We start from the raw sequence: 13,495 nt of genomic DNA on the forward strand, positions 1-13,495 counted from the left end.
TCAGATAGAACAAAATCATGCTCCATTACTGCTATTATTTTACATAGACGTAAAAAATTCTGAAAACCTGCATTTTTCTCTTGCATTATCGCCGATTTTGTTGTATTATTAATAGTGTATTGGCAGGTTCGGGAAAGCTATCGGCAGGAGCCTGCAGCAGCTTCTTTGAAGGAGGAAAAAATGTGAAACTCGTTTCTGTAGTAGTTCCGTGCTATAACGAGCAGGAGGTGCTCCCCATGTTCTATGAGGAGATCACCAAGGTGACAGGGCAGATGTCAAAGGACTTCCCCGAGCTCACCTTCGAGTACCTGTTCGTGAACGACGGTTCAAAGGACACTACTCTTGATATCCTGCGCTCCCTTGCAGACAAGGATCAGCGCGTAAGGTATATATCGTTCTCAAGGAATTTCGGCAAGGAGTCGGGTATGTACGCAGGCCTGAAGAACGCCAAGGGCGACTTCGTGGTGGTCATGGACGCAGACCTTCAGCATCCCCCGTCATTCCTGCCCGAGATGTACAGCTATGTGAGAGACGGCGAATACGACTGCGCCACCACGCGCCGCGTCAGCCGCAAGGGCGAATCAAAGATCCGCTCATGGTTCGCAAGGCTGTTCTACAGGATAATGAACAGGATCTCACAGACCGAGATCGTTGACGGCGCTCAGGACTTCCGCTTCATGACCCGTCAGATGGTGGACGCCATACTGGATATGTCGGAATACAACAGATTCTCCAAGGGCATATTCAGCTGGGTAGGCTTCAACACCAGATATATCGAATACGAGAACGTGGAGCGCCCCGCAGGCACCTCCTCATGGTCGTTCTGGGGACTGTTCAAGTATTCTCTCGAAGGCATCATGGCATTCTCCACAGCTCCGCTGGCTATCGCCTCGCTGCTGGGAATAATCACCTGCTTCATTGCCTTCGTACTTATTGTGATAACGATTATACGTTCGATATTCGGCTGGCTTGACGCCCCCGACGGCTATCCCACACTGCTGTGTCTCATATTCCTGTTCAGCGGACTTCAGCTGTTCAGCGTAGGCATAGTGGGCCAGTACCTGTCAAAGACGTACCTTGAGACGAAGAACCGTCCCATTTACATAACCAAGGAAACAGAGGACATTTACCGTCAGCGCAAGGCTGAAGCAAAGCAGCAGCCCTCCGCCGAAAACGACAAGAAGTGACCGGGGAGGTGCGGAGACATTGAATAAGCACATGAGACTTGCGGTCTCCGTACTTTTCATAGTCATTATAGTCCTTGCGGTGGCAATAACAAGGTTTTATTCGGGCACCGAGAAGAACAGCGGAGGCGGAGGCACCGCCCCTGCCATCGAAAGCAGACTGAACGCCGACAGCAAAGGCAACCGTATCTTCCGCGATTCCTCGCAGCTCTTCGGCATAGTGGACATCAGCGACAGAGTCATGGTCTCCCCCGAATGGGAGAGCCTGGAATTCATTGACGGGGATATGTGCAAGGCTTCAAAGCGCGTCCACGGCAAGAAGCTCTATTGCTGCATAGACTACGACGGCAACATCACCGTGCCCCTTGTGTATTCGTCCTTCGATACCGTGAAGGCGGGAGATCACCTGATCTATCTCGGCCATACCGCCGACAGCAACCAGGTTGTGGTATATAACAGCAGACTGGCTCCCCTGTTCTCACGATCATGGGACAGCTGCAAGGTGGACGAGAACGATATCGAGGTCACATCGGGACACGGAACATACACCTATTCCGTCACCGACAGCGGTACGCTGTTCAAGCACGCCTCCATAGACGGAAACGTCATGAACAACGCCTATACCCTTGACCTGACCAGCAGAGTGCTGCTCTCAAAGCTCTCCGTCCCCATGCTGGAGCAGATGGAGCAGTCCATGAGACAGTACCTTGAATATGCCTATACAGGCGACAGCGACGTGCGCTCGGCTATAATCGCCGCCCCGTCCGCAGTGTTCCTCACACTTTTCCCCGAGGAGCACTCCATAACATCGAAAAAGCTCACGGGCATCTCGGATATCTCGATATATTCGGTAAACACCGACGATACCATACCACACTATGCGGTATCGGTAACGGCCTATACCGCCCTGACCTACAGGAACGAGGCCAACAAGACAAAGCGTCTCCGCGGCGGCTACAAGGCTGTCGTGGAATTCTCAGGCACCTCCGCAGGCGACCTGAAGGCGGTCTCGGGAATGTTCGTCCCCGATAAGCCCGATTATCCCGCTCCCGAACCCGGCCAGCAGACCACAACAGCGCCCGCAAAGCACGATCAGGAGCACTGACAATGATATCACAGCCTGAGGAGATCTCTGCCGCAGGCCATATATAAAGGAGAAATTACAATGTCCAAGAAAGTTGCAGTTATCATGGGAAGCGACAGCGACTTCCCTGTTGTGAAATCAGCTCTCACAGAGCTCAGAAAGTACGGCGTTGAGTTCGAGTGCCGTGTTATGAGCGCACACAGAACTCCCGCAGAGGCCTGCGAATTTGCCGCAAACGCCAGAGAAAACGGCTTCGGCGCCATCATCTGCGCGGCAGGCATGGCCGCTCACCTTGCAGGCGTTGTGGCAGGCCACACCACCCTGCCCGTTATCGGTATCCCCATGAAGTCCAAGGCTCTCGAGGGCGTCGACGCCCTTCTGGCAACAGTAATGATGCCTCCCGGAGTGCCTGTGGCTACAGTTGGTATCGACGGCGCAAAGAACGCAGCCGTTCTGGCAGTACAGATGCTTGCTATAGCCGATGAGGAGCTGGCCGCAAAGCTGGCTGCCGAGAAGAAGGCTATGGCCGAGGGCGTTATCGCCAAGGACAAGGCTCTTCAGGAGCAGATCGCCGCTCTCTGATAATGAGAGACAAGGACATTCTTTTATTTGATCTTGACGGTACTCTTACCGACTCCACCGAGGGAATACTGAACTGCCTGAGATACGCCCTGGAGCGTATGGGCTTTGAATATCCCGAGGATACCAACAGATTTCTCGGTCCGCCGCTGTATTTCTCCTTCGCGGAGTTCTGCGGCATGAACGGGGAGCAGGTGCAGGAGGCGGTAAGGATATTCCGCGAGAGGTACTCCGTCACGGGACTATTTGAAAACCGCGTTTACGAGGGTATCCCAGAAATGCTGGACAGGCTGAAAAAGAGCGGCAAGCGGCTCATGGTGGCCACAAGCAAGCCCGAGGTTTACGCAGTGCGCATATTCGACAGATTCGGCCTTTCACAGTTCTTTGAAATAGTGGGCGGAGCCGACATCAACGGCACCCGCAACAACAAGGACGAAGTCATAGAATACGTCCTCGCAAGGGCAGACGCTGCCGACAGGAGCAGAGTGCTCATGATCGGCGACCGCCGGCAGGACGTTGACGGCGCTCACAGTACAGGCATAGAATGTATGGGCATACTCTGGGGCTTCGGCTCGGCAGAGGAGCTGACGGAGGCGGGCGCTGACTTCATCGCGCAGACGCCCCGGGAAGCGGCAGATATGCTGCTGAAGGAATAACAATACAGGAGGAAGACATCATGTTCGGAAACAAGGACGAAAAACCCGAGAAGCCCAAGCGCTTCAGGCTCATATCATCACAGGTCATAAACAATGTAAGATACGACGTTCTTATGGACAGAATGACGGGCGTATGCTACACTTCCACACATTCCTATTACGGCGGCACCCGTATCACCCCCATGCTGGATAAGGACGGCAGGCCCTATGTGGATCCCGCCTACAGGTGATACGCACCAAACACAGCGGCACAGCCTACAATTTCCGCAATGCTGCGGGATTGCATATATAATCATTTATATATCTCAAGGAGGAATTTTAAAATGGAAAACATCGAAAAGAAGGAACAGCTCTATGAGGGCAAGGCCAAGAAGGTCTATGCCACAAACGATCCCGACCTTGTGATCGTTGATTACAAGGACGACGCAACTGCGTTCAACGGTGAAAAGAAGGGCACTATCGCAGGCAAGGGCGTCATCAACAACAAGATGACAAACTTCATGTTCAAGATGCTCGAAAAGGAAGGCGTTCCCACTCATCTCGTAGAGGAGATCAGCGACCGCGAGACTATTGTCAAGAAGGTCTCCATCGTTCCCCTTGAGGTTATCATCAGAAATGTGGCAGCAGGCAGCTTCTCAAAGAGAATGGGCGTAGAGGAAGGCAAGCAGCTCCTCTGTCCTATCCTTGAATTCAGCTACAAGAACGACGATCTTGGCGATCCCTTCATCAACGATTACTACGCTCTGGCTCTCGGCATCGCTACAAAGGAAGAGCTGGACACCATCGCAAAGTATGCCTTCAAGGTAAACGAGTTCATGGTGAAGTTCTTCAAGGGACTCAACATCGACCTCATCGACTTCAAGATCGAGTTCGGCAAGACCTCCGACGGCACTATCATCCTGGCTGACGAGATCTCTCCCGACACCTGCCGCTTCTGGGATTCCACAACTCACGAGAAGCTGGACAAGGACCGCTTCCGCAGAGATATGGGCGGCGTAGAAGAAGCTTATCAGGAAATCATGAAGAGACTTATGGGAGAGTAATATATGGGCGGTTTTTTTGGTGCAGCCTCTAAAAATGACTGCGTTACCGACGTATTTTTCGGAACAGACTATCATTCGCATCTCGGCACCAGAAGAGGCGGTATGACCTCATGGTCCGAGGAGAACGGATTTCAGAGAAATATCCACAGCATCGAGAATTCTCCCTTCCGTACAAAGTTCGAGAACGATGTTGTCAATATGAGAGGCAAGCTCTGTATCGGCTGTATCAGCGATACAGACCCTCAGCCTATACTGGTGCGCTCAAAGCTGGGCATATATGCGGTATGCTCCGTAGGCATAATCCGCAACGCTGACGCTCTTGTCAACGAGCTCCTTGAACAGGGCTGCGCCAACTTTGAGTCAATGAGCAGCGGCAATATAAACTCAGGTGACCTCATCGGCGCTCTTATCGCACAGAAGGACAGCTTCGTGGACGGTATCCGCTATGCACAGGAAAAGATAGAGGGAACCATGTCCCTTATCATACTCACCAAGGAAAGCATCATAGCCGCAAGGGACAAGTTCGGCAGACTTCCTATAATCATAGGCAGGAGAAGCGACGGCTTCTGCCTCTCCACAGAGTCCTTCGCATTCCAGAAGCTGGGTTACGCCACCTTCAGGGAGCTTGAGGCAGGCGAGATCGTGGAGCTCACCGCCGACGAATGTAAGGTGCTGGACAAGGGCGATCCCTCAAAGATGAAGATCTGCACCTTCCTCTGGACATACTACGGCTACCCCAATGCGGTATACGAGGGCGTCAATGTCGAGGTAATGCGTACACGCAACGGCGAGATAATGGCAGAGAACGACATCAAGAACGGCAGGCTCCCCGATGTGGACTACATCTGCGGCGTTCCCGATTCGGGTACCCCCCACGCTATCGGCTATGCCAACAGGAGCGGTATACCCTTCGCAAGACCTTTCATAAAGTATACCCCCACATGGCCCAGAAGCTTCATGCCCACCAACCAGAGCATGAGAAATCAGGTGGCAAAGATGAAGCTCATACCCGTTCATGACCTTATAAACGGAAAGAAGCTCCTCTTCGTGGACGACAGTATCGTAAGAGGCACACAGATGAGAGAGACCGTGGAGTTCCTCTATGAGCACGGCGCAAAGGAAGTCCATATGCGCTCTGCCTGTCCTCCCATCATGTACGGCTGCAAGTACCTCAACTTCTCGCGCAGCACATCCGAGATGGAGCTCATCGCAAGACAGATAATCGACGAATTCGAGGGACCTGTCGGCGTAAGACATATCGAGGAATACAGCAATTCCGCAACAGAGAGAGGCCGCAGGCTCAGAGACGAGATCTGCAAGAGGCTCCGCCTCACCTCCCTTGAATTCCAGACCCTTGAGGGTACGGAAAAGGCCGTGGGCCTTGACAGCTGCGGACTCTGCACCTACTGCTGGAACGGCAAAGAATAAACATATACGCTGTCTCCCTGCCTGCGGCAGGGAGACAAACAACTATGGAGGATTTCATTATGAACAACAGTTTTTCCGAAAGCTACAAGAAGGCCGGTGTTGATGTTACCGCAGGCTACAAGTCTGTGGAGCTCATGAAGGAGCATATCGCCCGCACCATGATAAAGGGCGCTCTCTCCGGCATAGGCGGCTTCGGCGGTCTCTTTGAGCTGGATATGACAGGCATACAGAAGCCCGTCCTCGTTTCGGGCACCGACGGCGTCGGCACCAAGATAAAGCTGGCTTTCATCATGGACAAGCACGATACGGTAGGTATCGACTGCGTTGCCATGTGCGTAAACGATATCATCTGCTGCGGCGCAAAGCCCCAGTTCTTCCTTGATTATATCGCCTGCGGAAAGAATTTCCCCGAGAAGATAGCAACTATCGTTTCAGGCGTTGCAGAGGGCTGCGTTCAGGCTGAGTGCGCTCTCATCGGCGGCGAGACCGCAGAGCACCCGGGTCTTATGCCCGAGGACGAGTACGACCTTGCAGGCTTCTCTGTAGGCGTTGTGGATAAGGACAAGATCCTCCGCCCCGATACACAGAAGGCAGGCGACGTTCTCATCGCAATCAAGTCAAGCGGCGTACACTCCAACGGCTTCTCACTGGTAAGAAGAGTGTTCGACGTAAACGAGCAGAACCTCTCCATGCACTTCGACGACCTGGGCACTACCCTGGGCGAGTGTCTCCTCACTCCCACACGCATCTATGTAAAGGCCGTAATGAGCCTTCTCGACGCTGTAAAGGTAAAGTCCATATCGCACATCACAGGCGGCGGCTTCTATGAGAATATCCCCCGCTCTCTCCCCGGGAACCTTGCTGCAAAGATCGAGAGGAACGCCGTTCAGGTGCTCCCCATCTTCGACCTTATCCGCAGAACAGGCGATATCCCCGAGAGAGATATGTTCAATACCTTCAACATGGGTGTCGGCATGGTAGTATCCGTTGACAAGAACGACGCAGACAAGGCCATCGCAGCCATCAAGGCCGCAGGCGAGGACGCTTACGTTCTCGGCGAGCTTGTTGAGTCGGAGGAAGGCGTTATCATCTGCTGATACATTTATATAAGCACTTTTCATCATAGCAGCAGCCGCAGAACTATCCGCACCTCCAATCTGCTTACAAACAAGGGGTAAAAGGGATACGGTGATTCTACAAAGACGGTGATGTTTATGAAAATACGCAGAACGGCAGCGATCGCTGCCCTTTGCGCTGCCCTTTCAGCTCTTCCGCTGTACGGCGGCGCTGCCGGGAATATCGGCATGGACTATAATTCCGACGGCACGGTGGACTGCTTCGATATGATAGCCGCAAGGAAAAATACCGGGATATCACGCGCCGAACTCAATGCTCTGCAAAAGTTTCTGCTGGGCGTCAACGGAAAGGTCCCCGCCGAATTCGAGATACCCGACTATCCCATAGACGAGAGCTGTATACTGGAGCCCAAGGGCACTGTGCACACAGGCGAAGGCACCTTCTACGGCGGCGGATATACGGGCGGCCACGCTATGCTGGATCCTGTATCCCGTGACTACTGGATAGTCGCAATGAACCACGCAGACTACAACGAGGCACAGCTTGCAGGAGCCTATCTGGAGGTAACAGGCGAGCTGGGCACTATAAAGATGCTGGTGACAGACGAGCTCCCCGAGGGCAAAAAGGGCGACCTTGACCTCTATACTGACGCCTTTCCCCTTATCGCTCCCGTTGAGAAGGGCAGAGTGCCTGTCAGCTGGAAGATAATTCCCCTGGATACCGCGGAGGACGCTCCCATATCATTCAAATACAAAGAGGGCAGCACGGAATTCTGGTGCGGAGTTCAGGTCCGCAACCACCGCTACCCCATAACAAAGCTGGAATACCTTGACGAAAACGGCGACTTCGTGGAGATCCCCCGCCGTCCGTACAATTACTTTGAATCCCGTGATATGGGCAAGGGACCTTTTACCTTCCGTATCACCGATATCTACGGACAGGTGGTAGTGGACAGGGACATCCCCCTCTCCTATGACGATACCGTTATCATACAGGGCCATGTCCAGTTCCCCGAATAATTATGAAAGTTAAACCTATAGATCTTGCATGGGCGGCAGTTTCAATGTTCATCGTGGGCTATTCCTACCGCATCGGCCGCCTGCTTTTCGGGCTGGTACTGATATATGTGCTCATGGCAGTTATTTTCTGCTGGCACATAATATCCGTAAAAAAGAGCCTGAAACGCAATATAACCGTATACGGTACGGTCAAGGACTATTTTGAAAAGGACAAAGGCAAGCACGTCTACCCCATTCTCAGCTATACCACCGAGGAGGGCAGGGTGGTGACCTCAGCCTATACCGTCCAGGACACCAAAAAGCGCTACGACATAGGCAGCGAAGAACTCATATGCTACGATCCGAAGGATCCCATGTTCTTCTATTTTGCAGGCCGCGAGGACGACCTCACAAGGGACTATACCCGTTTCCTGCTCATAGGCGGAATAATTGCAGCTTTACTGTTCATCTTCGCACTGTCCACATTGTAAACAGGAGGCATAACTCATGAAAAACATAGTCGTTCTCGTCTCGGGCGGCGGCACTAATCTACAGGCGCTTATCGACGCCGAAAAGTCGGGCATCATCAAGGAAGGCAGGATAACCTGCGTTATCTCTTCAAAGGAAGGCGTTTACGCTCTTGAAAGAGCAGCGCAGAACGGCATAAAGAGCCGCGTTATCCCCCGCAAGGAGTACGCCGATATAGCGTCCTACACAAAGGCAGTCACCGACGCTCTCATCGAGGAAAAGGCTGACCTTGTGGTATATGCGGGCTTCATGACCATACTCGACCAGCAGGTGGTAAAGGCGTTCCCCTACAAAATGATGAACGTTCACCCTGCACTGATACCCAGCTTCTGCGGAAAGGGCTTCTACGGACTTCACGTTCACGAGGCGGCTCTGGCGGCGGGAGTAAAGCTCTCGGGAGCAACGGTGCATTTTGTTACCGAGGAGTGTGACGGCGGCCCCATAATATTACAGAAGGCTGTCCCCGTGGAAAACGGCGATACTCCCGAGACCTTGCAGAAACGTATCATGGAACAGGCCGAGTGGAAGATACTTCCCGAGGCTGTATCCCTGTTCTGTCAGGACAGGATAGAGATAAAAGACGGCAAGGCCTATGTAAAATGACACCATGGCTAAGATAAAGGAATTATTTGAAAAGCAGACCGTTCAGAAGCTGTTTCTCTGCTTCTGGATGTACGCTCTGCTGGGCTGGATATACGAGGTGTTCCTGGAGGTAGTGGTCTACCGCTGGGGCTTCCACAACAGGGGCGAGCTCTTCGGCCCGTATCTGCCCATATACGGCGTGGGAGCAATGCTGTTCCTGCTTTGCTTCAGCCGTCTCATGAAGAAAAAAGACGTTAAATGGCTGAACATCGTAAAGCCTTTTCTGATATTCCTTGGCTGTATGGCTGTGGCTACCGCCGTGGAGCTGGCCGCTTCCTACATACTGGAATACACCAGCGGCTCATGGCCGTGGCAGACCTATGCGCGGTACAAGTACAACTTCCAGGCGCGTATAGCTCTCAGCACATCCATCCGCTTCGGACTGGGCGGACTGCTGTTCATGTACATAGTACAGCCATTCTACAATTGGCTTCTCTCAAAGCCGACAAAGAAGACCATCAACATCATCGCCGTCATCGTGCTGGTGATAGTTGTTACCGACTTTATACTGACAAATGCACTGGGGTACACGCCTAAGCTGGCTCAATGATACGGCTGCGGCAGTAAACGAAACAATACTATGAACAAGATAAAGGAATTATTGGAAAAACAAACCGTTCAGAAGCTGTTTCTCTGCTTCTGGATGTATGCCATACTCGGCTGGATATACGAGGTCTTCCTGGAGGTAGTTGTCTATAAATGGGGCTTTACCAATCTGGGAATAATGTTCGGGCCGTACTGTCCCATATACGCGGTGGGAGCGCTGCTGTTCCTGCTGTTCTTCGGACGCTTCCTGAAAAAGGAAGGTGGGCTTCCCTTGCAGATATCCCGTCCATTCATCATATTCTTCGGCTCAATGGCCATTGCGACTGCTGTGGAGCTTGCAGGAACATATATCCTTGAATACTTCACAGGAGGCTGGCCGTGGGATACCTATGCGGACTATGATATCAACTTTCAGGCAAGGATAGCCCTGTCCCCTTCGCTGAGATTCGGCATGGGCGGACTGCTGTTCATGTATTTTGTCCAGCCCTTCTTCAATTGGCTTCTTGCAAAACCGAAGCCAAAAACGCTTAATATCATAACCATTGCAGCCCTTGTGACAGTTGTGACGGACTTCACCCTCACACTGATATTAAGGTACTGATACACACATACTATTATCCGAAAGGAGTTTTTATTATGAAAAAGCTTGATCTTGCACAGGAGCTCAGCTCCAACGCTTACCCCGGAAGAGGTATCGTGATCGGTAAGTCCGACTGCGGAAAGTACGCCGTTACCGCTTACTTCATCATGGGCAGAAGCGAGAACAGCCGCAACAGAGTATTCATCGAGGAGGGCAGAGGCATACGCACAGAGGCCTTCGATCCTTCCAAGCTCACCGATCCCCACCTTATCATCTATGCTCCCGTAAGAGTTCTCGGCAACAAGCTCATCGTTACCAACGGCGACCAGACCGATACTATCTACGAGCTCATGGACAAGCAGTACACCTTCGAGCAGGCTCTCCGCACAAGAGAGTTCGAGGACGACGCTCCCAACTTCACACCCCGTATCTCGGGTATACTCCGCTTCGGCGAGGAGGGCTTCAACTATGCAATGTCTATCCTCAAGAGCGCAAACGGCAATCCCGACTCATGTCAGAGATACACATTCAGCTACACAAATCCCCTTGCAGGCGAGGGACACTTCATACACACCTACATGGGCGACGGTTCTCCCCTGCCCAGCTTTGAGGGCGAGCCCAAGCTGGTGGGCATAAGCGGAAATATCGACCAGTTCACGGATATGCTCTGGAACAATCTCAACGCTGACAACAAGGTATCTCTCTTTGTTCGCTACGTTGACCTTGAAACAAACGCCGAGGAGACTCGTATCGTAAACAAGAACAAGTAATAAAGCCATTCAGGCTTAATGGCCATGAAAATATCATTTGATCTTGATGAAACTCTTTTCGTTAATCCTGCGGAAGTTCCAATTGAACCTGAGCTTAAATTCCCGTATAACAAAATATACAAGGACAAGCTCAGAAAGGGTGCTGTTGAGCTCCTCAAGGAGATAAACAACTCTGATACCGAGCTGTGGATATATACCACCTCCAACAGAACGGAGCGCTATATCAACGGTATCTTCAGGCACTACGGCATAAGGATAGACAGCATCGTCAACGCCGTCCGCCACGAAAAAGAAGTGGCAAGGGGCAGGGCGAATTTCCCGTCGAAATCCCCTGCTGCCTACCGCATAGACCTTCACGTTGATGACGAAAAGTCCGTCTATGAAAACGGTATCGCCAACGGCTTTCGCGTGTACCGTATCTCCAACGATGATACGGACTGGGTAAACAATATCCGCAGGGAGCTTGAAAGGATAAGAAAAGTCAATCAGGCAAATCAAAAGACATAAGAATAATGAATTAATATAAGGAGGACATGAAAAATGTCAAATGAAATGCAGTTAAAATACGGCTGTAACCCCAATCAGAAGCCTTCAAGAGTTTACATGGCTGACGGCAGCGAGCTCCCTATCGAGGTGCTCTGCGGCAAGCCCGGCTATATCAACCTTCTTGACGCCTTCAACGGCTGGCAGCTGGTAAAGGAGCTGAAGGCTGCAACAGGTATGTGCGCAGCTACTTCATTCAAGCACGTTTCACCCGCAGGCGCTGCTATCGGCAGACCTCTCTCAGACGACCTGAAGAAGATCTACTGGGTGGACGATCTGGGCGAGCTCACTCCCCTTGCAAGCGCTTACGCAAGAGCAAGAGGCGCTGACAGAATGTCCTCTTACGGCGATTTCATCGCTCTTTCCGACAAGGTGGACGTATGTACCGCAAAGATGATACAGCGCGAGGTATCCGACGGCGTTATCGCTCCCGACTACGATCCCGAGGCTCTTGAGATACTCAAGTCCAAGAGAAAGGGCACTTACTGCATACTAAAAATGGACGAGAACTACAAGCCCGCTCCCATCGAGACAAAGCAGGTTTACGGCGTATCCTTCGAGCAGGGACGCAATGAGCTTGATATCAACCGCGAGCTCCTTGCAAACGTAGTTACGGAAAATAAGAATATCCCCGACGACAAGAAGGACGACCTCCTCATCTCTCTTATCACACTGAAGTATACACAGTCCAATTCCGTTTGCTACGTCAAGGACGGACAGGCTATCGGTATCGGCGCAGGACAGCAGTCCCGTATCCACTGCACAAGACTTGCAGGCCAGAAGGCCGATAACTGGTGGCTGAGACAGTCGCCCCAGGTAATGGGACTCCAGTTCGTTGACGATATCCGCCGCGCAGACCGCGACAACGCTATCGACGTATATATCGGCGACGAGTATGAGGACGTTCTCCGCGAGGGCGAGTGGCAGCGTATCTTCAAGGTAAAGCCCGCTGTATTCACACGGGAGGAAAAGAAGGCTTGGCTGGCAAAGAATACAGGCGTATGCCTGGGCTCAGACGCGTTCTTCCCCTTCGGCGACAACATCGAGAGAGCTAAGAAATCGGGCGTTGAATACATCGCAGAGCCCGGCGGCTCGATACGCGACGACAACGTTATCGAGACCTGCAACAAGTACAACATAGCTATGGCATTCACAGGCATCCGTCTGTTCCACCACTGATAATACACAGCGGCTGCGGTCATACTCTGGCCGCAGCCTTATGCTATGGAGAGAAATATGAAAAAGCATTTATTCGCCGTCCTTGCGGCAGCAGCTGCGCTTAGCTGCCTGTGCGGCTGCACTTCGGAAAAAAACTCCTCGCAGAGTCCGTCCTCGGCGGTGTTATCAACCATAAGCCGCGACGACACTCAGTACGACAGCGGAAACTACAGCGGAGAGGGCTTCACCCTCTATGCAGAGCCGAGGCTCTGGAAATACAGGAGCAGCGATAACGACACCTGCGACCTGCGCATGATAACCGACAAGGATATAATTACCTGCGGAATAAGCGTATATACCGATATGTCCGACCACGGCGGGAAGTCAGCCGAAGAGACAGTCGATTCACAGAACAGCGAGGCCGTGCTCTCAAAAGGCAGCCTTGCCACGGCAAAGCTAAGCTTCTGTTACTACGAATGGGCCGTGGACGAGTATACCCGCGCCAGGACCTACTATGCCGATATCGACGGAGGATACCTCTGCGTATACGCCGAGAGCACCAATTTCGGATACGTTGACGTAAAGATAGCTGATCTGCTCAGCGGGCTGAAACTGACCTGACAACAGACCTGTGATGATAGTCTGCATATCATTTTTTCCCGTACATACCGCAATAATC

17 protein-coding genes are annotated in these 13,495 nt (G+C 52.2%); all 17 read left to right on the forward strand.

From position 1 onward, the window contains the following. The first annotated feature begins 182 nt into the window (after positions 1 to 182). The 17 genes from Q0Y65_RS12825 to Q0Y65_RS12905 all read left to right on the forward strand — a co-directional run bounded on the left by Q0Y65_RS12825 (position 183) and on the right by Q0Y65_RS12905 (position 13,437). Positions 183 to 1,187: a glycosyltransferase gene (locus Q0Y65_RS12825; protein WP_297960472.1), complete on the forward strand. Its 1,005-nt coding sequence runs from the start codon at positions 183 to 185 to the stop codon at positions 1,185 to 1,187. 19 nt (positions 1,188 to 1,206) lie between these two features. Beyond that, positions 1,207 to 2,289 (forward strand): hypothetical protein, encoded by a 1,083-nt coding sequence (locus Q0Y65_RS12830; protein WP_297960475.1) that lies wholly within the window; start codon positions 1,207 to 1,209, stop codon positions 2,287 to 2,289. 60 nt (positions 2,290 to 2,349) lie between these two features. Further along, positions 2,350 to 2,850, forward strand: a complete 501-nt coding sequence (purE, locus tag Q0Y65_RS12835) for a 5-(carboxyamino)imidazole ribonucleotide mutase (RefSeq protein ID WP_297960478.1) — start codon at positions 2,350 to 2,352, stop codon at positions 2,848 to 2,850. Positions 2,851 to 2,852: 2 nt separating this feature from the next. Further along, positions 2,853 to 3,503, forward strand: a complete 651-nt coding sequence (locus tag Q0Y65_RS12840; protein WP_297960481.1) for an HAD hydrolase-like protein — start codon at positions 2,853 to 2,855, stop codon at positions 3,501 to 3,503. A 20-nt stretch (positions 3,504 to 3,523) separates the two neighbouring features. Further along, positions 3,524 to 3,733 carry a DUF6440 family protein gene (locus tag Q0Y65_RS12845; RefSeq protein WP_297960484.1) on the forward strand — a complete coding sequence of 70 codons (210 nt, stop codon included), beginning with the start codon at positions 3,524 to 3,526 and terminating at the stop codon, positions 3,731 to 3,733. 93 nt (positions 3,734 to 3,826) lie between these two features. Continuing rightward, on the forward strand, positions 3,827 to 4,546 hold the full coding sequence (gene purC / locus Q0Y65_RS12850) for a phosphoribosylaminoimidazolesuccinocarboxamide synthase (RefSeq protein WP_297960486.1): 720 nt from the start codon (positions 3,827 to 3,829) through the stop codon (positions 4,544 to 4,546). A 3-nt stretch (positions 4,547 to 4,549) separates the two neighbouring features. Beyond that, positions 4,550 to 5,974 carry an amidophosphoribosyltransferase gene (locus Q0Y65_RS12855; RefSeq protein WP_297960489.1) on the forward strand — a complete coding sequence of 475 codons (1,425 nt, stop codon included), beginning with the start codon at positions 4,550 to 4,552 and terminating at the stop codon, positions 5,972 to 5,974. 59 nt (positions 5,975 to 6,033) lie between these two features. Next, positions 6,034 to 7,071: a phosphoribosylformylglycinamidine cyclo-ligase gene (purM, locus tag Q0Y65_RS12860; protein WP_297960492.1), complete on the forward strand. Its 1,038-nt coding sequence runs from the start codon at positions 6,034 to 6,036 to the stop codon at positions 7,069 to 7,071. A 117-nt stretch (positions 7,072 to 7,188) separates the two neighbouring features. Further along, on the forward strand, positions 7,189 to 8,070 hold the full coding sequence (locus Q0Y65_RS12865; RefSeq protein ID WP_297960495.1) for an expansin EXLX1 family cellulose-binding protein: 882 nt from the start codon (positions 7,189 to 7,191) through the stop codon (positions 8,068 to 8,070). Positions 8,071 to 8,072: 2 nt separating this feature from the next. After that, a complete protein-coding gene (locus tag Q0Y65_RS12870; RefSeq protein WP_297960497.1) occupies positions 8,073 to 8,540 on the forward strand; it encodes a DUF3592 domain-containing protein in 468 nt (155 codons plus the stop codon). A 16-nt stretch (positions 8,541 to 8,556) separates the two neighbouring features. Beyond that, positions 8,557 to 9,180 (forward strand): phosphoribosylglycinamide formyltransferase, encoded by a 624-nt coding sequence (gene purN, locus Q0Y65_RS12875; RefSeq protein ID WP_297960500.1) that lies wholly within the window; start codon positions 8,557 to 8,559, stop codon positions 9,178 to 9,180. A 4-nt stretch (positions 9,181 to 9,184) separates the two neighbouring features. Next, on the forward strand, positions 9,185 to 9,769 hold the full coding sequence (locus Q0Y65_RS12880) for a putative ABC transporter permease (RefSeq protein WP_297960504.1): 585 nt from the start codon (positions 9,185 to 9,187) through the stop codon (positions 9,767 to 9,769). Positions 9,770 to 9,799: 30 nt separating this feature from the next. Then, positions 9,800 to 10,366: a putative ABC transporter permease gene (locus tag Q0Y65_RS12885; protein WP_297960507.1), complete on the forward strand. Its 567-nt coding sequence runs from the start codon at positions 9,800 to 9,802 to the stop codon at positions 10,364 to 10,366. A gap of 35 nt (positions 10,367 to 10,401) precedes the next feature. Beyond that, positions 10,402 to 11,115 carry an IMP cyclohydrolase gene (locus Q0Y65_RS12890; RefSeq protein WP_297960510.1) on the forward strand — a complete coding sequence of 238 codons (714 nt, stop codon included), beginning with the start codon at positions 10,402 to 10,404 and terminating at the stop codon, positions 11,113 to 11,115. A gap of 24 nt (positions 11,116 to 11,139) precedes the next feature. Then, positions 11,140 to 11,622, forward strand: a complete 483-nt coding sequence (locus Q0Y65_RS12895) for an HAD family hydrolase (RefSeq protein WP_297960513.1) — start codon at positions 11,140 to 11,142, stop codon at positions 11,620 to 11,622. Positions 11,623 to 11,655: 33 nt separating this feature from the next. Next, a complete protein-coding gene (locus Q0Y65_RS12900) occupies positions 11,656 to 12,837 on the forward strand; it encodes a phosphoribosylaminoimidazolecarboxamide formyltransferase (protein ID WP_297960516.1) in 1,182 nt (393 codons plus the stop codon). Between the two features lie 57 nt (positions 12,838 to 12,894). Further along, a complete protein-coding gene (locus Q0Y65_RS12905; RefSeq protein WP_297960519.1) occupies positions 12,895 to 13,437 on the forward strand; it encodes a hypothetical protein in 543 nt (180 codons plus the stop codon). Positions 13,438 to 13,495: the final 58 nt, after the last annotated feature.

Source organism: uncultured Ruminococcus sp. (assembly GCF_947301925.1).
Classification (GTDB): domain Bacteria; phylum Bacillota; class Clostridia; order Oscillospirales; family Ruminococcaceae; genus Ruminococcus.